The organism is Microcoleus sp. C2D2 (assembly GCF_036702495.1).
GTDB lineage: Bacteria > Cyanobacteriota > Cyanobacteriia > Cyanobacteriales > Microcoleaceae > Microcoleus.
This window is the reverse complement of the sequence record NZ_JAUBTO010000063.1, coordinates 22,251-43,299: the sequence shown is the minus strand read 5'-3', so window position 1 is coordinate 43,299 and position 21,049 is coordinate 22,251. Positions and strand designations below refer to the sequence as shown.

Sequence of the window (21,049 nt, the reverse complement as noted above, 5' to 3'; positions counted from 1 at the left end):
TAAAATAACTTCCAATTTTAATTGTGATTGTGGGATGGGCGTCCCGCCCGTCCTTTTGGGACGGGCGGGACGCCCATCCCACAATCTTGTGGAAGTTATTTAATTCTCATTCCTTACAAAAATTGTGCTGTCACATCCGAATTTACCAAAGTATTCGCGCACAAAATACCCGATGCTGCGACGGCGGGCACGCCAATTCCCGGCATGGTGCTGTCTCCCACCCGATACAAGCCTTTGACTGGTGTTTGCGGCCCGGGAAATGTGCCTTTTCCGGCGGCGATTGCAGGCCCGTAAGTTCCTTGATATCGGCGTAAAAATCGGGCGTGGGTTAGCGGTGTGCCGATCGACTCTACGACTATTCGCGATCGCAAATCCGGTATAATTCTTTCTAAAGCTTGAAACAGAGAGTGCGATCGCTCTTGCTTTTTCTTCTGATACAATTCGCCATATTCCCAACCTTCGTAAGGTTCCAAGGTATAAGCGTGAACGGTGTGATGCCCGGGCGGCGCCAGAGTTGCATCCCACACTGTAGGAATCGAAATCATGCAAGTATTTCCGGGTACTGTAATGTCAATCTTGCTGTCGTGAACGACGACGTGGTGGCCGGTCAAACCTTCGAGTCCTTCGGCTTTAATTCCTAAATGGAGGTGCATGAAACTGTCTACTGCAGGCATCGACAAAGCGCTTTTTCGGTAGCTTTCCGGCAAATCTTCAGGGCGCAGCAACTTTGTATAAGTATCCCAGACGGTGGCATTGGAAATAACAATTGGGGCGCGGATAATTTCGCCATTTTGCAAGCGAACGCCGGTGGTGAGGCCGGATTCAACTAAAATTTGCTCCACGGGAGTTCCCAGGCGCAACTTTCCTCCCCAGCGCTGCAAACCTCTGACTAAAGCATCGACGATCGCACCGCTGCCGCCGACAGGATATTCGATCGCACAGCGCGCACGTTCGCCAATCATAAAAGCTATTTCCGGCGCGACAGTTCCGTGCGCTTTCAAACCAGACAGTAAAAAGCACTCCAAATCGATCAAACGCCGCACCCAAGGATCGCGCACATCGCGATCCATCAAGGAACCTGCCGAACCCGCGATCGCACCTACTAGCGGTAACAGCTTCAGCAAAGCAGGCGAGTACCGAGACAGCAAAACAGGTATCAACTGCCAGTCGGACCTCAGCGCCAAAGCCGGGATGCCGCGCAAAGCTTCATACAAAACTAATAAATTTTGTTGAAATTGCTGCAATTCTACAGCACCTTGCGGTGCGAATTTAGCTACAGCATCTAAATAACTTCTGGCATCAGCATAAATCGGCAAACTTCCCTCGGGAAAATGGTAATGCCCCAGCGGATCGTAGGAAATTGCTGCGATCGATTCCTCCAAAACATCAAAAACTTGCCGCAAAGGATTGAACGACCGGGGGTCAGTCAAACCGCAATAAAAAGAAGGCCCCGAATCAAAGTGAAATCCCCGGCGCCAAAAGCTGTGAGCTGCCCCGCCCGCTATTGTGTGGCTCTCGCAGACGAGAACCCGCTTGCCGTAGCGAGCTAGCATCGAGCCGGCGACTAAGCCGCCAATACCGCTGCCAATTACGATCGCATCAAAGTCTTGCATTTATCCAATGTGGTATAATCTTATTATTTCTTGCTGAGTGGTCACAGGGGATTTTTATGGGAGGAAAACTATGAAAGCTTTATCTATTTTAGATGAAGTTGTTCGCGAATTAGAACAAGACGTCAATCTCTCGCGCATTAAAAAAATAATATTTTTTGCTTGTAAAGACTTTTGGGAAAACGATCCGGCCCAACTCGCCAGCGCAGATCTAGGAATTTTAATCGAAGAACTGTGCGCCAAATACAGCAGGTTAGAAGATATTGAAGCAGTTTTAAATAGTATAGTTTCTAAGGTCAATAAAAAAACCGACTATGCTTTAGTAGCCGACCTCATAGTCTGTCAACTTAGCAGGCTGTATGAATATGAAGATTTCACCAAATTAGAAACAAACATATCTAGTTTTGGCGGTCAGGAAGCTCCCGCATTTGACGATCACTTTAGTTTGGAAGTATCAAGCGACGAAGAAAGGGCAAGAGACCCCGGGAATTTATTTGATGTCAGACAAAATATTTTGCAGCAAACAAATCCGCTGAGGGCTAAAATCCTAATTTTTTCTAGTCTTTATCACGAGTTTAGTTTTAGCGAGCGCGACTGGCTGCTGCTGAAAACTCAAGAACTTGACAATCTGCTGCGACAACTGTTTAATGTCTGCGGCAGCCTAGCCCAACTCGAATCTCAGTTGTACACAACTGCTAGCAATCTCGACAACAGAGAGGAAAACGACCAAGCTGCGAGCGTAATCATCCAAGCGATGAATCCTTGTTACGCAAAAATGCAACAGGAAGAACGCCATGAGCCCGAATATTCGGCTACCGAAGATTGCGATCAGACACATTTAAACAACATTGTTTATCAAGAGAGCGAGCTGGTTGACAGGCGCAGCGATTATTTTGATGGAGGCGATATTACTCACCTCATTCAAGCGGCTCCAGCTCACTATCATTATGACCCCCATAATAGTTACTTAGTGCCGGGCACTGCCGAAAATGTACAGTTTAAAGAACCCGAAACCAGCATCAATAATTCTGCTGTCGATTTCAGACAAGAACTGGTAGAAACATTCCCAGTTGCAGAAATGCAGACAAGTATCGACATTTTCGAGCCGGCCGATCCTGTTATTGTAAATATTAGCGATTCCATCAAACGCAAGTTGGGATTGGAAGAAGAAATGACAGGATTAGTCAGTCAAAGTGCTAACTCCGCAACGGCGCAAATAGAAAATATATTCACCGAGTTAGAAGCTGCTTTGAACGAAAAAATTTCTCCGGGAACTGCTGAGGAGCGTTTGTACTGGAAATATAAAAATCTCAGAGAGTATGTAGGAAAAGTTCAGAATTTTACAGATAAATTAATGGAAATTTTGAGCGAATTGGAGTCAAAAGAAAGCGGCAAATATTCTTCTGAAACCCCGGCGGAAAACCAGGCAAAAAATATTTCAGAAACACCGCAGGAAAACTCTAGCCAGAAAGTAACTCAGTATCAGCTTCTGGAAATGGCAAGACAAGGCAAACCAAAGGCGATCGCCCAATTGATCAATCAATTGCTACAGCCTAAGGGAATTGCTGCTACAGTGGGATTTAAAGACGGTTGGTTCCACGTCATTCTGGAGTCTGCTGAAGTACCAAACCAACAGGCTACAGCTACATACATTCACAAAAAACTGGGTACTTTAAAATCAAAATATCTTACTCAGGTGAAAATTCACGGGCGACAGTTAGGCAGCAAAACAGTCTCTTGGACTCAAGAATTTGTCAATTAAACTCATTAAATCCCCAGACTCAAGTCTGGGGCTACACAAACTAAGTCCGCCTGCGTAAACTGAAATTTAAGAAGTCTATAAATAGCAGATTGTACTTAATTAGCCACAAAAAAAATATGAATTCCAGCGAAATTTTAAGGCGATATACATCAGGAGAACTAGATTTTCAAGGTATGAATCTGAGAGGCGTATACCTGAGCGGTGCGGATTTAATTGGCGTCAATTTAAGCAGTGCTGACCTCTGGGGTGCAAACTTAGCGCTGTCTTACCTGAGCAGAATTAACCTTCAGCGCGCAAATTTAACTAATGCAAAGTTGTGCGGTGCTAACTTAAATCAGGCAAACTTGAGCGGAGCAAATTTGTCCGATGCAGACTTCCACGGAGCGACTTTGCAAGGTGCAGACTTTCGCAGAGCCAATATCTCTTTGGCAGTTTTTATCGATGCGAATTTGACCGGTGCAGATATGCGAGGTGCCAATTTGCAAGGTGCAGATTTGCGCGGTGCGTGCTTGCGGGGTGCCAATTTGCGCAAGGAGCAGCGGATTTTTGAGGGTGCAAATTTGCGGGGTACAAATTTGCAAGGTGCAGATTTGCGGGGCGTCAATTTGCAAGGTGCAGATTTGACTAAAGCTAATCTCAGTCACGCGAATTTGACAGAAGCATCTCTGGTGGAAGCAAATCTGACTCAGGCGAATTTGAGCGAAGCTATTTTACATGGCATATTTTTGACAGAAGCAACTTTGGTAGAAACAAATTTTTCCTGGGCTGTAATGACAAATGCTAAGTTGGAAAGAGCTGTGTTAATTGATGCTGAATTTGCTGGCGCTAACTTGCGGGGTGCATTTCTTCCTGATGTTAAGTTGAGCAATGCTAATTTAGTTATGGCTGACTTGAGTCGAGCTAATTTGGTGAGGGCTGATTTGAGTCGAGCTAATTTTAATCAGGCAAATTTGAGTGAAGCGGATCTGACTGATGCCTACCTGGCTAGAACAGATTTGCGCGAGGCAATTTTGCACCGCACAATTTTGATTAGGGCAGATTTGAGCACTGCTAATTTAGGGGGAGCTCAATTGCGCGGTACAATCATGCCAAATGGAGAAATGCACGGGTAATTACTTCTATAGCCTTTCTCAGTAACATGAGGTGCTCTCGCGGGCTGACGGGCTGACGGGCATCGGGCATCGGGCATCGGGCATCGGGCATGGGCATAGGACTTGCCCCCATACCTCACCACGCTTGAGAACCGCTATAGTAGCAATTTAAATATCTCAGCAAAATAGTTAATTTAATAGTTAAGGCAATTTCGTATATAAAAAAAAAGAGGGCTATGCTGTGTTAGAGCCAGGAAAAATTTTACAAGAACGTTATCAATTGCAACAGCGTTTAGGACGCACAGCGGCCGGTCATCAAACTTGGCTAGCAGTAGATTTAGAGTCTCAAGAACAGGTGACGCTGAAAATGTTAGCTTTTAGCCCGGAAATGCAGTGGGAAGAACTCAAGCTTTTTGAAAGAGAAGCACAAGTTTTGCAGGCGCTAAATCATCCCCGCATTCCTTGCTATCGAGATTATTTTTCCCTGGAGCGGGAAGCCGGAGCAGGATTGCCTTGGTTTGGGTTAGTGCAAGATTATATTCCGGGATTTTCACTTCAGGAATTATTAGAAAAGGGTCAGGATTTTTCAGAAAAAAAAGTACGAAAAATTGCCACTGAAGTGCTGGAAATTTTAATTTATTTGCATGAATTAAGCCCCCCAGTTTTGCACCGAGATATTAAGCCGAGTAATTTAATTTGGGGGGAAGATCAGCAGGTTTATCTAGTAGATTTTGGTGCGGTACAAGCTCAAGCGGCGGTGACAGGCGTAACGTTTACAGTGGTAGGAACGAGTGGTTATGCACCCTTAGAACAGTTTTGGGGCCGGGCGGTTACGGCTTCGGATTTGTATGCTTTGGGAGCTACTTTAATTCATTTGTTAACGGGGGTAACTCCTGCGGATTTGCCACAGAAAGATTCTCGGATTCAGTTTAGCGATCGCGTGAGTGTGAGTCCTAGTTTGGTAAGCTGGATTGAGAAGATGACGGAAATTGGGTTAGAAAAGCGTTTCAGCGAGGCTAGAGAGGCTTTAGCAGCTTTGAAATCGGGAAACATACAAGGGGCTAATCTTCAAATTGGGGCTGTTCGGAAAATTGCTAAACCGCGTCACAGTCGCATTCAAGTTAGCAAATCAGCTACGGAGTTAAACATTAAAATTCCGTCTACTTTAGTCAGAAGGCCTTTTTTAGGTGCTTTTATAGGAATATTAATTCTACTATTATTTGGGTCAATAATTTTATTATTTTGGGAAGCAAATTTCCGTATTGCATTAGGATTGTTTACGATTATAGCAAGTATCTTAGTTAAGATGTTTGGCAATGGTAATAAAATTACATTTAACCGGAATTACTTTAAACTGGAACATCAGATATTTGGTTGGAGTTATTTACGACAAAGGGGGGAAATTTCTGAGATTTTGGGTGCTTTTCTATACAATACTGTTGGGGGAAGAAATCAAATTAGGATTCGTTCGGGTAACGCTACGGGAACTTACTTTTATATTTTAGCAAAAAGTTTGAAAGAGGTTGAGGCGGCTTGGTTAGCGCAAGAAATTCAAGATTGGTTAAATTTAAGATAAGTAAATTTAGTAAAAAACTGCGATCGCTCAATGATGAGAATACCTGAGGCACTCAAATTAGATTATGGCAAATTATAGGGTTGTTTTTTGGCTCAATACTTTAGCTGTCCTGCTGGTAGGGGTGGTAAGTTTGGCCCTAAATGGGTTTGGTTCTTCGGTAAAAGGGTTATTTTTTCCGCCTTGTCTTGCGACATATCCGGGGGCGGGTTTCTTTTTTCTGATGTTCCAAATGTTGTTTTATTTTTCGGTTATGGTGTGTGTTTTTAGCTTTGGTTTGCTAAGAACTACTCAACCGAACCGTCCTGAAAATCAGTTTATTTTAGGTTCAGCGATAGTTACGGGATTTTTCCTATTTAATGAAGTTTTTCGCACTCATGTTCACCTCGGACGCGCTGGATTCCCTAAAGTTACAATAGTTATTATCTACGCTGTTGCTGCGGCAGTTTATGGATTAACTTTTAGGAGGCAAATAAAATCAACGCCATACTTTTTGTTAGTAAGTGGCGTTGGTTTATTATTTTTGGCATTTTTTGCGGAAGCATTGCCCTGGAAACATGAGGCAATTTCCAGCTTGTTTGAGGGTATCCCCAAGTTGTTAAGTGCGGTGAATATTGCGCTTTATTTTTGGTTTGTTTGTAAGGGTTCAATACTGCGATCGCTCAATTTTTCTAACAACAAATCCCATCCCGAATTAAGTAAGTTTAATTAGATCGGGGCGGGTTTATGAGTTCGTTAGTTTTAGAAATAGACAGTTGCTAAAAACCCCCCTTACATGATTGTACAATCGGTTAAAACAAAAAGTACCGCTGCGCCATTGGCAAAACAGTTGCGGGTTCGCAAGTTAACAATTCCCCATCCGCCCTCACTTCATAAGTTTCTGGATCGACTTCCATGTGTGGCAAATAATCGTTGAGTTTCATATCTCTTTTACTAATTTGCCGCGTCCCGGAAACTGCTACAGTTGGCTTTTGCAAACCTAGCTGTGCGGCAATACCTCGATCGCGCGCAGCTTGGGAAACGAACGTCAGACAAGTCGCCGCAATCGCACCGCCAAAACTGCCAAACATCGGCCTCATATGCATCGGTTGCGGCGTGGGAATGCTGGCGTTAGCATCTCCCATCTGCCCGTAGGCGATCGCCCCTCCTTTAATTACCATTTCCGGCTTCACCCCAAAAAAAGCCGATCGCCACAAACACAAATCCGCCAATTTCCCCTCTTCCACCGAACCAACATACTGACTAATTCCGTGAGTAATAGCCGGATTAATTGTATATTTCGCAATGTACCGCTTTACCCGAAAATTGTCATTTCCCCCCCCTGTGGAACGGGCATCTTGCCCGTCAAAACCCCCTGTAGAACGGGCATCTTGCCCGTCAAAACCCCCTGTGGAACGGGCATCTTGCCCGTCAAAACCCCCTGTGGAACGGGCATCTTGCCCGTTCAAAATCCCCCTTTGAACCTTCATTTTATGAGCCGTTTGCCAAGTCCGAATAATCACCTCTCCAACTCTTCCCATCGCCTGCGAGTCAGAAGAAATCATACTAAACGCACCTAAATCGTGCAAAATATCCTCAGCAGCAATAGTTTCCCTTCTAATTCTAGACTCAGCAAAAGCCACATCTTCAGGAATACTTCGATCCAAATGGTGACACACCATCAACATATCTAAATGTTCTTCCAAAGTATTGACAGTGTAAGGGCGAGTCGGGTTAGTTGACGAAGGCAAAACATTAGCTTGGCCACAGACTTTAATAATATCCGGCGCGTGTCCGCCCCCTGCACCTTCGGTGTGGTAAGTGTGAATAGCGCGATTTTTAAATGCGGCAATTGTAGATTCCACAAATCCCGCTTCGTTGAGAGTATCAGTGTGAATTGCAACTTGCACGTCGTACTCGTCAGCGACACTCAAACAAGTGTCAATTGTTGCTGGCGTAGTTCCCCAATCTTCGTGGAGTTTCAAACCCATTGCACCGGCAAAAATTTGTTCGACTAATCCTTGAGGTTGACTGCTATTCCCTTTACCTAAAAATCCTAGATTTACCGGGAAAGCGTCGGCTGCTTGCAGCATTCTGTACATATGCCAAGGCCCGGGAGTGCAGGTGGTGGCGTTTGTACCCGTTGCAGGGCCTGTGCCGCCGCCGATCATAGTAGTGATGCCGGAGGCGATCGCCACTTCTATTTGTTGCGGGCAAATAAAGTGAATGTGAGAGTCAATTCCCCCCGCAGTGAGAATCATTCCTTCACCAGCAATTACTTCTGTACCGGGTCCGATAATAATATCTACCCTATCTTGAATGTAAGGATTTCCGGCTTTACCAATTTTGTCAATTTTCCCGTCTTTAATCCCAACATCTGCTTTAACAATTCCCCACCAATCCAATATTAAAGCATTAGTAATTACGGTGTCAACTGCACCGTCTGCATTAGAAATAGGCGACTGTCCCATGCCGTCGCGAATGACTTTGCCGCCGCCAAATTTAACCTCATCCCCGTAGGTTGTGAAGTCTTTTTCAACTTCTATGAATAATTCTGTATCGGCTAAACGCACGCGATCGCCCGTTGTCGGCCCGAAAGTTTCCGCGTAAGCGCGGCGATCCATTCTGTAACTCATTTTAATGCACTCCTCATCAGATTTTCTAGAATTTTTGTCATTGCCCCAATGCTTGAGTATACATTAATTTATGCTAAAAATTTTCCGTTTGTATACCTTCTATAAACTCAACAAATGGTTTGAAACATTGAGGACATTTATCAGTAATTTCTTGATACGAAGTATCCCGTAGTATCAATTGTGGATCCACCCTTTTATCGTATTTTTTGCCAGAATCTCGGAAAAGTTGCTCTACAATTTTCGAGGGGGGGCGATCGTGATTTTGGTCTTCTACTGGTATTGTCCAGGTGACATCTAGATCAGTAACTCCTAGTTTACCTCGTAATCCAGATTCAGCCGCCAAAATCAAAGCTTCCATTTCATATTTAAAACAAAAAACTTTGAAACGTTCTTTGAGACGTTCATCCTGAATACCTTTCCTTTGTAATGCTTGAGAAAAATTATTCATAATTCCCGCTTCTAGCTGTTGAAAAGTCTCATGGGGAAACTCTTTATTCCTAGGATATAAGTCTGGTAAAAGAATTACAATTGAATTCGGATCATTAAGAGTATCAACAGCTTTTATTGGAGCCTTCAGCAGCAAATCTCTTTTAGCGTCACCTCCCCTATCATTATTAGGTCCTTTGATTGCAAAAAACTTTATACTGACACCTTCTTCAGATTTTTGGTCAATCAAATTTACTAACAATGCTTCCATTGCATTTTTATCTGATGGCCCTTCTACATAGATAATTACCCTCATGGTAGAAGCTCCAATTCATCACTGCGGTGGAGTTTTTCAATTTCCTCTGTCCCAAAGTCATCAAGCATATCTGTTAAAACTTTGGAATTACCAGGTTTAATAAACTTTGATTCTCCATTCTCCTTTCGCATCACAGCAATTTGGGAAATATCAAATTGGGTTAAAAAATAAGAAGAATGAGTAGCCAAAAGAACCTGAGTGCGTTCAGCAGCTTTTTCAAACAATCCTGCTAAAAGAGGGAGTGTCCGAGGATGAACACCTTGATCCGGTTCATCAATACAAATTAGAGAGGGTGGTTTCGGGTGCAAACAAAGACAAATCCAACAAATTAATCTTAGAATACCATCGGATAAATCCGCAAGACTTAAATCCTGGTTAATCCCCTTTTCCTGCCAAAATGCGATAACTTCCCCAGGCCCGCCGCGAGCTTTTACAGTCAATTTTTTGAATCCTGGAATAACTGATTGTAAATGTTGTTGCAGGTCATCAAAAACGGCGCTATGTTCAGTCATTAAATAGTGTAATACTGAACTCAAATTGCCTGCATCTTCATCCAACACTGGTTCTTGTTCAATGAGAACAGATTTGCGAATTTTGTAATTAGCAATGTTAAATGAACTGTAAAATTTCCAACCCCCGATATACTCTCGTAGTTTATAGAGAGTTGCTAAAATTGGATTTGTTATTGTCCTGAGTGCGAGTTGATTGCGTTTGGGAAATACGCGATTTGTATGTGCCACTCCTGGTTCGCGATAAAAACCTTCAGTACCTTTAATATCCATGAACAAATGTTGAGATGACTCAACTCGCTCGAAAGAAATTTGCGGATTGCTTCTCGGCCCCATGAGTTCTCCTTGATAGGAGATATTAGACTCACCTGTATCAATTTTAAGATCCCATTCAAACTTTTCTGAGCCGGGAAGATGGAAAATCTGTTGACCGATAGAACCCTTAATAATTTCGTTAGGAATCTCGCTTTCCATACTGTCGGTCAAAAATTTTAGAAACTCAAACAGGCTTGATTTCCCAGAACCATTAGCTCCGACAATAATTTCTAGTGGTTCCAATGGAGCAGTAAAATCTCGGAAGGGTCTATAACCCTGAATTTTGATTGAGGTTATTCGGGGGTACGGTGTCATTTCGCTACCTGTCGTTTTAGTAATATTGTTGATAATACAGGACTTACGCACGGCTGCCAAAAACCAGGTTTCTCTGTCCATATCTCTCGCATAGATGCACGATTTGTCTCAGAAACCGGGTTTTTCGCGTCAGACCTATAATAGTCTAATTGTCTCTCATCCATCTAACTCACCATTCACTTTTCCATTAAATCCGTAGACTTGACGAGTACCAACAAACGGTACTAATTGCACTTCCCTTTCATCTCCCGGTTCAAATCTAACTGCTGTTCCCGCCGGAATATCCAATCGCATTCCTTTTGCTTGTTCTCGATTAAATTCTAAGGCTTCGTTGGCCTCATAAAAGTGATAGTGGGAACCGATTTGAATTGGTCTATCGCCCGTATTGCCTACCAGCAGCCGCACCGTTGGGCGATCGGCATTTAATTCTATTTCACCTGCTGAAACAATCATTTCTCCCGGAATCATGTCTATCTCCTGCGAGTCTCTGCGGTTAAATATTTAACGAATCGGGTCGTGCACTGTCACCAACTTAGTTCCGTCGGGAAAAGTCGCCTCAACTTGCACTTCATGCACCATTTCCGGTATCCCTTCCATCACATCTTCCCGCCTCAGGATAGTTGTTCCGTAGCTCATTAAATCTGCGACGGTGAGGCCATCTCTTGCTCCTTCTAAAATCGCGGCGGAAATATAGGCTAGTGCTTCTGGATAGTTTAATTTTAAACCTCTTTGTTTGCGGCGCTCTGCTAACAGGGCGGCGGTGAAAATCAGCAGCTTGTCTTTTTCTTGGGGGGTGAGTTGCATTTTTATTCTGGTAAGGGCGATCGCATTATTTGTGAGAGTTCAATTATCAGTGGCGGTAGCTTTTCAAGGCGAGTTTTTTATACTATCATACATTTGAAACTCAAAGATAATCCTATTTTATCCAAACTCTAGGCAAACAGCAAGGGCGTTCTGAAAAAGACAAGCGCAGCAAGTGCCAAATGCCGACAAACCACTCTCTAGCTGCAGCGGTGGATGAACCGCGATATCGGCACAGCAAACCGTTAGGGAGGCGAGTAACGCCGGTGGTTGAATTAACAGGATAAATTGTTGCCTCGCATTGCAAAGCACGCACTTTTTCCACGAGTTCTGCTGTGACGGGTTCGCCTACCCAAGCGAGGGTAGCAACTACGGGTTTTCCTGCTAAGCCGTGAGGACTTTCGAGCATTTTTTCGCCGCCTTTGAGCCATTGTCTGTCAATCCACAGAGGGCTGTTTTGCTGCCAAATTTCGGTGTGCGATCGCCATTCTCCAGACAAGAACTTTTCGCCTCTAGCAGTGCGTCCAAAGCGCGTAATTTCCCACAGCAAAATACTGGATTCCGGTGCTAATTCTACCCGCAAATCTTGCCGATACATGGCGCCATCGAAAACGATTGTTTCCTGCGGAAGCCATTCTAAATGGACGCCGGAATCTACTTGCATGTCAATATTTTGTTGTGCTAACTGTCCGCTGCTGCGATAAATTTTACTAGCGGCGGCGGTGGTGATTAAAGCTTTGGCGTTTGCTTGGAGGTGGAAATTGAGCGAAAGTCGATCGCCCCCGACAACTCCCCCAGCCGTGTGTAAAATGACGCTGTGGCAAACCTCTTTCCCTTCAGGATAAAACGGACGCTGCACCTTGAGGGGCGCTTGCATTTGATTGTGAATGATTTGAGTTGCGCCGCTGCGGTTGGCGTAGACTAAATTGAGGTGGCCGTGCCATCCATTTTGAACCTTATCTGTATGTTGTGCGATCGAACTTTCAGCCACTAATTTTTTAATTTAAAAACATTCACTATCAAAAACATACCACGGCTGCGGCGCTGCCCAGCAATTAGTTAAATAATGATAATCGTTATCTAATATATTTTTGGGTTCTGCACTTATTAGTATAATAATTTACATTTATCAACTATCAGATCGGCGAAGATGCGCGTACCATGTAAAAATTAGTAACTAGAGGAGTGCAGAATATGCCTCAAGTTCTCTTCAAAGTTGATTTGACCAAACCGATGTCAGAACAGGAATTAGTCGGTCACAACCGCTGGCATCCAGATATTCCAGCAGTAGTTTCCGTCAATCCCGGAGATGTATTTCGCATCGAGTGCAAAGACTGGACAGACGGACAAATTAAAAATGACGACAGTCCCGACGACATTCGCGATGTAGACTTAACAGTAGTTCACGTTTTGAGCGGGCCAATTTACGTTAACGGCGCGCAGCCAGGAGATATTCTAGTAGTCGATATCCTCGACATCGGGGCTTTGCAAGGGGACGAATGGGGTTTTACGGGAATTTTTGCTAAAGAAAACGGCGGCGGTTTCTTGACAGAACATTTTCCGACTGCTGCTAAAGCAATTTGGGATTTTCAGGGAATTTATACCGCTTCCCGACATATACCAAAGGTCAGGTTTGCTGGGATTACTCATCCGGGTTTAATCGGCTGCGCTCCTTCTGTTGAATTGTTGAATAAATGGAACAAACGGGAAGCGGAATTGGTAGCAACAAATCCCGATCGAGTGCCGCCTTTAGCAGCACTGCCCAACCCCAAAAATGCTGTTTTGGGGTCGCTGCAAGGGGCAGAATTCGAGCGAGTGGCGGCGGAAGCGGCGCGCACTGTCCCTCCCCGCGAACACGGTGGCAATTGCGATATTAAAAACCTGTCGCGCGGTTCGAGAATTTACTTCCCGGTTTATGTCGAAGGCGCGAAACTTTCGATGGGAGATATTCACTTTTCTCAAGGAGACGGGGAGATTTCATTCTGCGGGGCAATTGAAATGTCGGGGTACATCGACCTCCACGTTGATATTATCAAAGGCGGCATGGATAAATACGCGATGGTCAACCCGATTTTCAAACCCGGGCCGGTGGAGCCCCGTTATTCTGAGTACCTGGTTTTTGAAGGGATTTCTGTTGATGAATTTACTGGTCAGCAGTATTATATGGATGCTCACGTTGCTTATCGCCGAGCTTGTTTGAATGCGATCGAATATTTGAAAAAGTTTGGTTTTACCGGAGAACAAGCGTATTTGCTGTTAAGCTGTGCTCCGGTTGAAGGTCGCATCAGCGGCATTGTGGATATTCCCAATGCTTGCTGCACTATTGCTATACCGACAGAAATTTTTGAGATGGATATTCTGCCGTCTTAATTACAGGATTTACGCACCGACTCTAGTTGTAGGGTCAGCAATGCCCACCTTACCCCCACAAATAGTGTAAGAATTGCTTTCTTGCGTAAGTCCTAAATTAGTAGGGCGGGCGCTGGCCTGGGCCTACTCCTTGCATCCAAATCTACCATCAAAAATTGATATGCCTCTTTACGATTTTAAGTGTGAAACTTGCGGCATTTTTGATAAGTGGCGCCCTCTTGCAGAATCAGATACACCGGTGCTTTGCCCGAGTTGCGAAACTGTTGCTAAACGCATCTTTTCGCCGCCGATGATTCTAACTGGAAAGCTGCGGTTGAAAGGTCAAGAAAATCGGGAACCGCAGGTAATTAAGCGTTCTGAGGAACCATTACCGCAGCGGAATCGGGAACACCGAGGGGGACGACCTTGGATGATCGGTCACTGATGCAATCCGACCGTCCGGCAGGGCTTTCAACCCCTGCCTCGCAGCTCGCATTCGTCTAAAAAATCAGCAAAAAAGGTTCAAAGCTATCTCACAAAATTTTAACTATTTTGTACTTATTTTTTTCCTAATATCACATAATCATCAAGTGTATAATTTAAGTCATAGGGGAACTTAAAGTGCTGGCGGAAAAGTGGACTGATAAATTTCTGAACAGGTAAGTTTTCTCTAGCAAACTTTCCAAAGTTAGGATGGGATGTCCTGCTATTAGTTGAATGTAAATATTTATACCAAACCAAGCTTAAACCCAGCTCATCAACAAATTGTTGTACGACACTTAGCTCCTGTTGGCAATCATCAACTCGACGAATATTGTATGGTATCAGCAACTTCTTTTCTTGAATAATTAGCAAAGCGTAACCCGAATCATTCAGGCTGTTTGTAAATATATCCTTGTAAATCTGAAGGGATTTTTCTCTTCTCTCCTCATCGTTAAAAAAACAGTGAGAAATCACAATAAAATCAAAGAACTGTTTGGGCAGTCTTTGAGATTGGTTGTCGCTATCAAAGATACTAGAAGTGTCAAACCGAAAGTAAGCATTCATCGCCTGGGGTTCCATATATTGCCGCCAAAACTGGAGTCCGCGATATTGAAAAGCTTTTTGGTGTTCCAGAGAGTAGTAGGATATGTGCATTGGCGGCATTGAAAAAAAGTCGCGACTGCTTTGCAGCAACAAAGCTAGTCCGTAAGCAACTGTACCCGGCCCAGCCGCAATGTCAAGGATATTGACTTTAGTTGGTAATAACCCTGCCTTGTAAATGAAAAACCAAGCTAGATATGTACAATAGACGTTTTCTAGGAAATACCTCATTAAATAGATGTGGGGACTGAGTTCAAAACTGTATTGCGGATCTTGCCCTTCTTTCAGTTTTTGTATATCGTCAATAGCTTGCTCAAGTAAAGAATCAACATTAGTTTTTTGACGGCTCAAGTTATTAAGCTCGTTTTTGATGAAGCCAGCCAAATGTTTTTCAAACTCATTAAATACCTTCTCATCAATACCAGTGCATTGAATCATACTTGCATCGCATTCTGTCATTTTGAAAGAATTTTTAATATATTCAATAAACTGGGTGTCGGGAAACAAGGTTAATTGATCGATCCGCGCCAGCGAATCGTCAAGTTGTCCGAAGCCCAGTTGCAGTTCTAATTCTTCTAAACGCCGATCGCCTTCTTTGATGCGGTCATTTTTTTGCTGCAATAATTTTTCAAGCTGTAGGCGCTCTTTAAATAGCTTCTGCTGCCATGAGAGTTTTGCCCCGGAATTTTGTATTTCTTTTAACAGTTGTTTGGCAAGTCGATTATTTTGACTCTTAACGGCTTCGTTAAACTTTTGGGAACGCCACCAGTTAGCTAGCGGGTTATTCATAGCCAAATCCCTCTTTACCTTCCCTAATTTCAACCCCCGGGAGCATCGCTTTTAGTTTATTTTTAAACTTTCGATAACTCTGCTGTTCGCTATTGTACCACCAAGCGTACTTTTGTTTAAGAGGTAATGCTTCTGAGCGCGTTGATGCTACTAGCGATCGTGCGTTGCTGGCATGAAAATCCTGAATCACCACCCGATCGGCAACTTCCAGCTTGTTAATAAAATCAGCTTCATCTTCCGGTAAGGTAGGGAGTAGTGGCGTTACAGTTATCGAAAATCTGACTTCGCAATTTTCTCGGTAAGGAAAGCTGTATCTCAGTTTGGCAATAGCTTTGAGTCTCGCAGGAATACTCGGCGATTTTGGTTCAAAATCTTTCCTCACTTTTTCGCTACCAGTGGGAATGCTCATGTTAATTCGCAACCGCTGAAATTCCTGTAAAATATCAACATCTCTAGTTATCATAGGACTGCGAGTTTGGATAACCAGCGTCGGTTGATAGGAAACCATCACTTCTAACAAGTGCCTAGTTAGTTGTTCTTTAGATTCAATTGGCTGATACGGATCGGTGACACTACTCATGTAAATGCTAGGCGGTCGATCTGGGTTTTTCTTATGCCAACTTTCCAACTCTCTCTTTAAGATTTCCGCTGCATTTTGCTTGATAATTACCCAATTTCCCCAATCCTGCCGCATCTGTGCATTCGGGCTAAAAGCAGCAGCATAACAATAGCTGCATCCGTACTGACAGCCGCGATAAGGATTCAGCGTGAAATCGTAAGCACTGATAAATCCAGTAGCTTTGTTAAGCACTGACTGTGCATTTTGTGCATACACTTTGGCACTTCCAAAGTTTTCTTGGAGTAAAACGGTGTGTTTTCCGGCGGAATATCCCTCATACTGAGACTTTACCATGATTGAACCTGCTACCCTATTAAAATGGCAAACGTTTAGGAATGAGAAAGGCGAGGCCGCTTCGATCTTACTACTTCACTGTACTGCACTTAACAAATGTTAACAAAACAGATGGAAATTACTCAACTTTACAATAAGTTTTTTGAAGAACCAACAAGTTAGCTCTTTAAACTCCACGCTCAACTCGATCGACAAGTAATGCAAGCTTACGGATTTATTGACAGCGACGATATTTTAGCAAAAGTGCTAGAATTAAACCGAGAACTGGCAGAAAAAGAAAAGCGGGGAGAACCATTAATTGGACCTTGTGTCCCAACTTACTACAAATACTAATCGCTGTATCATAATTTTTGTAAATCTGCGTATAATCACATAGATTGTTGATATAGATCACAAACCCTCTAGTCTAAAAACAGAGATACTAGGGGAAGTGTTGAGTTGTGAGTTGTGAGCTGTGAGTTGTGAGTTAAAGATTTCAAAAGTCAAAATTAAACACTCAAAACAGCTTTCTGCCTTCATCATAAGTGCATTCTGCTTTTCTTCGCTCAATTACTTCTAGTTCGTTTGGGAGGAACTTCTAATGTTATTATTTAACAACACTCAGCCCCAAGATAGCAAAGTAGAGCAATAGCACTCTGCTAAAAAAACCTTGTTACAACATTCAACCATTAATCTAAGCGGGCTAAAAGGACGATTCAACCATTTGCGGATCGGCCAAAAAATTAGCTACGGTTATGCTTTAGCTATCGGCATAGCGATTTTTGGAACTGCTGCGGGACAGAGATTGGGAGACTACTTTCGCAAGCAAGCTTTAGTTCAGGTAAATGTTGCCCAACAGCAGCAGCAACTGCTGCAAAACTTGCAAAATACCGTATTTGAAGCCCGATCGCACGCGGCGAGATTGCCGACCGTTTTGGGAAACACTGTGTGGCTGCAATACGAGCACGATCGGTTTTTATGGCAAATCAATCAGGCGAAAATCCTGATTTCAGAAATTGAATCTTTCGCACGACAAAATCCCGATAAATTAGCAACAGAAGAGGCAGAATTTCAGGCTAGATTGCAGAAATCTGCCAGCGTCATTGATTACTACGGTCAGCTAATTAAATTGCAGTTAAAAGAAGCGGAAGTTTGGAATTTGCAGCCCAACAGCATCGAGTCCGCACAGCTACAAATGTTGAGGAATAGCAGCGGCCAAGAGGCGATCGTACTAGATCACTTTGCTCAGAGTTTAACCGAGCTAATTTCTGCCGTAGAAATTCATAAGCAGCAAGGGGCCGAAGCATTAGAAGAAGCAGAAGGTTTGCGTAACCGAATTATTATCGGGAGTATGCTAATTTCAGCACTAATCGCCGTCGTACTGGCGGACAAAACCAGCCGCGCGATCGCCCAACCCCTCGAAACCGTCACTAATGTCGCTCAGCAAGTCGCTCGCGAATCGAATTTTAACCTGCAAGTACCAGTCACAACCCAAGACGAAATCGGAGTTTTAGCGGTCTCTTTCAATCAATTGATTCAGCGAGTTAGGGAGTATACACAAGAACTCAAACAAACTCAATCCCAATTAATTCAGACCGAAAAAATGTCGTCTCTCGGTCAAATGGTTGCAGGGATAGCCCACGAAATCAACAATCCCGTCAACTTCATCGGCGGCAACATTGACTATGCCAACCAATATATCCAAGATTTGACAGATCTGGTAACTCTCTATCAAGAATACTATCCAAACCCACCAGATGCCATTCTAGAACGCATCGAAGACATTGAACTCGAATTTCTCAGAGAAGATTTGCCAAAAACCCTCTCTTCGATGAAAATGGGAGCCGATCGCATTCATGAAATTGTCGTATCCATGCGCAATTTTTCGCGATCGGACGACGGAAATATGAAATCAGCCGACATTCACGAAGGAATAGACAGCACCCTCGTAATTCTCAATCACCGGCTCAAACAAGGTATTCAAGTTATTAAACAATACGGCAAGTTGCCTGAGGTTGAGTGCTCTCCAGCGCAACTAAATCAAGTATTTATGAACGTGATAGGCAATGCAATAGATGCGTTGGAGGAGGTGAAAAAGGGAGACAAAGGGTATTCGCCAACCATTTGGATTAGCACGGAAGCTACGGCAGACAATACTGTCACCGTCAAGATTCGGGATAACGGGCCGGGAATTGCCGCAGCCTGTGCCCAACAGATATTTGACCCATTTTTTACTACAAAGTCGATCGGCAAAGGCACTGGATTAGGATTAGCTATTTCCTATCAAATCGTTGCCAAGCATCACGGCAAAATTGAGGTGAATTCTCAAATAGGACAGGGCACGGAATTTGTGATTACTTTGCCAGTTGCTGCGTAATATCACGCCGGGCGACTTCGTTTTTGTTTGTCTGGAGTCAAGGTCGTGAAGTCTCGATTGGGGCGGGTTTACAGGATCTATAACTTATATTACAGATATTGTTGAACCCGCCCCTACAAACATCGCGGTTTTTTTTACCGGACATGAGATGGCGATTAGACAAGGGAAAACAGCATTCTCACCTGAATTTTGATGGGGGCGGAGGGACTTGAACCCACACGACCGTTTCGGGTCAACGGATTTTAAGTCCGTAGCGTCTACCATTCCGCCACGCCCCCCTAGTGAAGCTGCTGTGGATTTGAGCCACTAACAACAACAGCCTTTTATTCTACAGCCAAAACCCCAATTTACGCAACCCCCAATCACAAAATTCCCAAAAGTCGCGCTGTATCTCCCCAAGCGGTACAATAGTTAACCAGCTAGCGGAGGGTCTCAACCGACTTACCCGTGTTATTATTCCCATAAAGCAAATCAATGTATATTACCTTACTGCTTTACGCCGTCTTGGCAGGAGCCTACCTCCTGGTAGTACCCGCGGCCACCTACGCTTACCTGAACAGCCGCTGGTACGTGGCCACCTCTTTTGAGCGCGGCTTCATGTACTTCTTGATGTTCTTCTTCTTCCCAGGTATGTTTCTCCTAGCTCCGTTTTTGAATTTTCGGCCCAAACGGCGGCAGATAGAAGCCTAAATGCGACGTATTGACGTAATTGGAATCAGTATCGGCTTTTTTGTAGCAGGTGGGTTTGTCTACTTGCTACTGCAATTCGCCGGACTCGACAGTATGAATGCAGGGATTTGGAGTCAGTTGTTTTTGGTCGCCGGCTTGATTGGCTGGCTGGTGACTTATTTATTTCGAGCACTTACTCAAAATATGACCTACAGTCAGCAACTGCAAGATTATAAAGAAGCTGTCTTGCAGAAGCGGCTGGATGAGCTCACTCCTGAAGAATTAGCGAAACTTCAAGCCGAAGTTGAGCAGGAAAAAGATAATTAGTTATTAGTCATTAGTCATTAGTCATTAGTTATTAGTTATTAGCAATAAACGGTGAAATAATGACTGCGGACTAAAAGCTAAGGAACATGAATATAGACCGCCAAGTAATGACTAATGACTAATGACTAATGACTAATGACTAATGACTAATGACTAATGACTAATGACTAATGACTAATGACCAATGACTAATGACTGATGACCAATGACTAATGACTGATGACCAATGACTGATGACTAATAACTAATGACTATTTCTAATTGTTTTGAAACGTTGCGCAAGAGCCACCAATGTGCATTGATTCCTTTTATTACTGCTGGCGACCCAGACTTGGAGACAACGGCTAAAGCACTGCAAATTTTGGATGATAACGGTGCAGATGCGATCGAGCTTGGCGTTCCCTATTCTGACCCGCTAGCTGACGGACCGGTGATTCAAGCCGCCGCTTCTCGTGCTCTGCAGCGGGGAACGCGGTTAGATTCGGTGCTGGAAATGGTAGAGAAAGTTAGTCCGAATTTGCGATCGCCCATCATTCTCTTCGCATACTACAACCCGATTTTGTACCGAGGTATAGAAACCTTTTTGCAGCAAATCAAAAGTGCCGGAGTTCAGGGATTGGTTGTACCAGACTTGCCCTTAGAAGAAGCCGACAGTCTCATCCAACCTGCCAACAAGTTAGGGATTGAACTAACATTATTAGTTGCTCCGACAAGTCCCAAAAGTCGCATAGAAGCGATCGCTCGGGAGTCTCAAGGATTTATTTACTTGGTCAGCGTGACGGGGGTTACGGGAGTGCGCGAAGGCTTAGAAATACGAGCAAAAGAGTTGCTGCAAGAACTCCGCAGCATCACTGACAAACCCATTGGCGTCGGGTTTGGTATATCGAAACCCGAACACGCTCGCCAAGTGAAAGAATGGGGTGCAGACGCTGCGATTGTTGGCAGTGCTTTTGTGAAACGCTTGGCCCAAGGAACTCCAGAACAGGGTTTAGAGGCGATAGGCGAATTCTGCAAGAGTCTAAAAACAGCGATTCAAAATGTTTAGCAACTGTGCAGATACTTTCAGCCATTAGACAGATGTGTGCGATCGGGATATGTCGCCACAATTGCGATTAAAGACCTTGTTGTACTTGAGATCATACATCCACTGCCTTCTGGTTCCTGACCGGAAGGTTTTTTTTGAGCTTAAAATGCAAAACATCTCAAGGTAGTGCGCGCACAGAGAACCAA

General features: G+C 43.9%; 20 protein-coding genes and 1 tRNA gene. 11 read left to right on the top strand and 10 right to left on the bottom strand.

The window, feature by feature from the left end:
• Nucleotides 1–113: 113 nt before the first annotated feature.
• The gene (locus QUB61_RS20480; protein WP_333131656.1) at nucleotides 114–1,613 is read right to left on the bottom strand and encodes an NAD(P)/FAD-dependent oxidoreductase; all 1,500 of its coding nucleotides are present in this window, start codon (nucleotides 1,611–1,613) and stop codon (nucleotides 114–116) included.
• 70 nt (nucleotides 1,614–1,683) lie between these two features.
• On the opposite strand from QUB61_RS20480, the gene QUB61_RS20475 reads away from it, so the two are divergent.
• The 4 genes from QUB61_RS20475 (at nucleotide 1,684) to QUB61_RS20460 (ending at nucleotide 6,748) form a co-directional block, all read left to right on the top strand.
• Nucleotides 1,684–3,372, top strand: coding sequence for a hypothetical protein (locus tag QUB61_RS20475; RefSeq protein WP_333131654.1), 1,689 nt, complete (start codon nucleotides 1,684–1,686; stop codon nucleotides 3,370–3,372).
• Between the two features lie 116 nt (nucleotides 3,373–3,488).
• Nucleotides 3,489–4,484 carry a pentapeptide repeat-containing protein gene (locus QUB61_RS20470; protein ID WP_333131652.1) on the top strand — a complete coding sequence of 332 codons (996 nt, stop codon included), beginning with the start codon at nucleotides 3,489–3,491 and terminating at the stop codon, nucleotides 4,482–4,484.
• A 220-nt stretch (nucleotides 4,485–4,704) separates the two neighbouring features.
• Nucleotides 4,705–6,039 (top strand): serine/threonine-protein kinase, encoded by a 1,335-nt coding sequence (locus tag QUB61_RS20465; protein WP_333131650.1) that lies wholly within the window; start codon nucleotides 4,705–4,707, stop codon nucleotides 6,037–6,039.
• Nucleotides 6,040–6,103: 64 nt separating this feature from the next.
• The gene (locus QUB61_RS20460; RefSeq protein WP_333131648.1) at nucleotides 6,104–6,748 is read left to right on the top strand and encodes a hypothetical protein; all 645 of its coding nucleotides are present in this window, start codon (nucleotides 6,104–6,106) and stop codon (nucleotides 6,746–6,748) included.
• A 79-nt stretch (nucleotides 6,749–6,827) separates the two neighbouring features.
• On the opposite strand, the gene ureC is transcribed toward QUB61_RS20460, so the two are convergent.
• The 6 genes from ureC to QUB61_RS20430 all read right to left on the bottom strand — a co-directional run bounded on the left by ureC (nucleotide 6,828) and on the right by QUB61_RS20430 (nucleotide 12,324).
• Nucleotides 6,828–8,651, bottom strand: a complete 1,824-nt coding sequence (gene ureC / locus QUB61_RS20455) for an urease subunit alpha (RefSeq protein ID WP_333131646.1) — start codon at nucleotides 8,649–8,651, stop codon at nucleotides 6,828–6,830.
• A gap of 73 nt (nucleotides 8,652–8,724) precedes the next feature.
• On the bottom strand, nucleotides 8,725–9,393 hold the full coding sequence (locus QUB61_RS20450; protein WP_333131644.1) for a DUF4276 family protein: 669 nt from the start codon (nucleotides 9,391–9,393) through the stop codon (nucleotides 8,725–8,727).
• Nucleotides 9,390–10,532, bottom strand: coding sequence for an AAA family ATPase (locus QUB61_RS20445; protein ID WP_333131659.1), 1,143 nt, complete (start codon nucleotides 10,530–10,532; stop codon nucleotides 9,390–9,392). The genes QUB61_RS20450 and QUB61_RS20445 overlap by 4 nt, the downstream gene beginning before the upstream one ends.
• 156 nt (nucleotides 10,533–10,688) lie before the next feature.
• Entirely contained in the window at nucleotides 10,689–11,000 is a 312-nt protein-coding gene (locus QUB61_RS20440) for an urease subunit beta (protein ID WP_333131642.1), read from the bottom strand.
• Between the two features lie 33 nt (nucleotides 11,001–11,033).
• On the bottom strand, nucleotides 11,034–11,336 hold the full coding sequence (gene ureA / locus QUB61_RS20435; protein ID WP_333131640.1) for an urease subunit gamma: 303 nt from the start codon (nucleotides 11,334–11,336) through the stop codon (nucleotides 11,034–11,036).
• 112 nt (nucleotides 11,337–11,448) lie between these two features.
• A complete protein-coding gene (locus QUB61_RS20430; protein WP_333131638.1) occupies nucleotides 11,449–12,324 on the bottom strand; it encodes an urease accessory protein UreD in 876 nt (291 codons plus the stop codon).
• 203 nt (nucleotides 12,325–12,527) lie between these two features.
• On the opposite strand from QUB61_RS20430, the gene fmdA reads away from it, so the two are divergent.
• Entirely contained in the window at nucleotides 12,528–13,703 is a 1,176-nt protein-coding gene (fmdA, locus tag QUB61_RS20425; RefSeq protein ID WP_333131636.1) for a formamidase, read from the top strand.
• Nucleotides 13,704–13,863: 160 nt separating this feature from the next.
• Nucleotides 13,864–14,127, top strand: a complete 264-nt coding sequence (locus QUB61_RS20420; protein ID WP_333131634.1) for a zinc ribbon domain-containing protein — start codon at nucleotides 13,864–13,866, stop codon at nucleotides 14,125–14,127.
• Nucleotides 14,128–14,240: 113 nt separating this feature from the next.
• Here the strand turns inward: QUB61_RS20420 and QUB61_RS20415 are convergent, their stop codons facing one another.
• Both QUB61_RS20415 and QUB61_RS20410 read right to left on the bottom strand, forming a co-directional pair.
• The gene (locus QUB61_RS20415; RefSeq protein WP_333131632.1) at nucleotides 14,241–15,554 is read right to left on the bottom strand and encodes a photosystem II assembly protein; all 1,314 of its coding nucleotides are present in this window, start codon (nucleotides 15,552–15,554) and stop codon (nucleotides 14,241–14,243) included.
• The gene (locus tag QUB61_RS20410) at nucleotides 15,547–16,467 is read right to left on the bottom strand and encodes a radical SAM protein (RefSeq protein ID WP_333131630.1); all 921 of its coding nucleotides are present in this window, start codon (nucleotides 16,465–16,467) and stop codon (nucleotides 15,547–15,549) included. Before QUB61_RS20410 ends, QUB61_RS20415 begins: the two co-directional genes overlap by 8 nt.
• A gap of 198 nt (nucleotides 16,468–16,665) precedes the next feature.
• Between QUB61_RS20410 and QUB61_RS20405 the strand changes: the two genes are divergently transcribed.
• Nucleotides 16,666–16,800 (top strand): hypothetical protein, encoded by a 135-nt coding sequence (locus tag QUB61_RS20405; protein WP_333131628.1) that lies wholly within the window; start codon nucleotides 16,666–16,668, stop codon nucleotides 16,798–16,800.
• Nucleotides 16,801–17,116: 316 nt separating this feature from the next.
• Complete coding sequence (locus QUB61_RS20400) at nucleotides 17,117–18,823, top strand: ATP-binding protein (protein ID WP_333131626.1); 1,707 nt, start codon at nucleotides 17,117–17,119, stop codon at nucleotides 18,821–18,823.
• A gap of 193 nt (nucleotides 18,824–19,016) precedes the next feature.
• On the opposite strand, the gene QUB61_RS20395 is transcribed toward QUB61_RS20400, so the two are convergent.
• A tRNA-Leu gene (locus QUB61_RS20395) sits at nucleotides 19,017–19,101 on the bottom strand.
• Nucleotides 19,102–19,297: 196 nt separating this feature from the next.
• Between QUB61_RS20395 and ndhL the strand changes: the two genes are divergently transcribed.
• The 3 genes from ndhL to trpA all read left to right on the top strand — a co-directional run bounded on the left by ndhL (nucleotide 19,298) and on the right by trpA (nucleotide 20,864).
• The gene (gene ndhL / locus QUB61_RS20390) at nucleotides 19,298–19,513 is read left to right on the top strand and encodes an NAD(P)H-quinone oxidoreductase subunit L (RefSeq protein ID WP_193972727.1); all 216 of its coding nucleotides are present in this window, start codon (nucleotides 19,298–19,300) and stop codon (nucleotides 19,511–19,513) included.
• Nucleotides 19,514–19,819 (top strand): DUF3007 family protein, encoded by a 306-nt coding sequence (locus QUB61_RS20385; RefSeq protein ID WP_333131624.1) that lies wholly within the window; start codon nucleotides 19,514–19,516, stop codon nucleotides 19,817–19,819.
• 247 nt (nucleotides 19,820–20,066) lie between these two features.
• The gene (gene trpA, locus QUB61_RS20380; protein ID WP_333131622.1) at nucleotides 20,067–20,864 is read left to right on the top strand and encodes a tryptophan synthase subunit alpha; all 798 of its coding nucleotides are present in this window, start codon (nucleotides 20,067–20,069) and stop codon (nucleotides 20,862–20,864) included.
• Nucleotides 20,865–21,049 lie beyond the last annotated feature (185 nt).

Coding starts and splice junctions, on each gene's coding strand:
- QUB61_RS20480 (WP_333131656.1), bottom strand. CDS start 1,613: ATGCAAGACTTTGATGCGATCGTAATTGGCAGCGGTATTGGCGGCTTA.
- QUB61_RS20475 (WP_333131654.1), top strand. CDS start 1,684: ATGAAAGCTTTATCTATTTTAGATGAAGTTGTTCGCGAATTAGAACAA.
- QUB61_RS20470 (WP_333131652.1), top strand. CDS start 3,489: ATGAATTCCAGCGAAATTTTAAGGCGATATACATCAGGAGAACTAGAT.
- QUB61_RS20460 (WP_333131648.1), top strand. CDS start 6,104: ATGGCAAATTATAGGGTTGTTTTTTGGCTCAATACTTTAGCTGTCCTG.
- ureC (WP_333131646.1), bottom strand. CDS start 8,651: ATGAGTTACAGAATGGATCGCCGCGCTTACGCGGAAACTTTCGGGCCG.
- QUB61_RS20450 (WP_333131644.1), bottom strand. CDS start 9,393: ATGAGGGTAATTATCTATGTAGAAGGGCCATCAGATAAAAATGCAATG.
- QUB61_RS20445 (WP_333131659.1), bottom strand. CDS start 10,532: ATGACACCGTACCCCCGAATAACCTCAATCAAAATTCAGGGTTATAGA.
- QUB61_RS20440 (WP_333131642.1), bottom strand. CDS start 11,000: ATGATTCCGGGAGAAATGATTGTTTCAGCAGGTGAAATAGAATTAAAT.
- ureA (WP_333131640.1), bottom strand. CDS start 11,336: ATGCAACTCACCCCCCAAGAAAAAGACAAGCTGCTGATTTTCACCGCC.
- fmdA (WP_333131636.1), top strand. CDS start 12,528: ATGCCTCAAGTTCTCTTCAAAGTTGATTTGACCAAACCGATGTCAGAA.
- QUB61_RS20420 (WP_333131634.1), top strand. CDS start 13,864: ATGCCTCTTTACGATTTTAAGTGTGAAACTTGCGGCATTTTTGATAAG.
- QUB61_RS20415 (WP_333131632.1), bottom strand. CDS start 15,554: ATGAATAACCCGCTAGCTAACTGGTGGCGTTCCCAAAAGTTTAACGAA.
- QUB61_RS20410 (WP_333131630.1), bottom strand. CDS start 16,467: ATGGTAAAGTCTCAGTATGAGGGATATTCCGCCGGAAAACACACCGTT.
- QUB61_RS20405 (WP_333131628.1), top strand. CDS start 16,666: ATGCAAGCTTACGGATTTATTGACAGCGACGATATTTTAGCAAAAGTG.
- ndhL (WP_193972727.1), top strand. CDS start 19,298: ATGTATATTACCTTACTGCTTTACGCCGTCTTGGCAGGAGCCTACCTC.
- QUB61_RS20385 (WP_333131624.1), top strand. CDS start 19,514: ATGCGACGTATTGACGTAATTGGAATCAGTATCGGCTTTTTTGTAGCA.
- trpA (WP_333131622.1), top strand. CDS start 20,067: ATGACTATTTCTAATTGTTTTGAAACGTTGCGCAAGAGCCACCAATGT.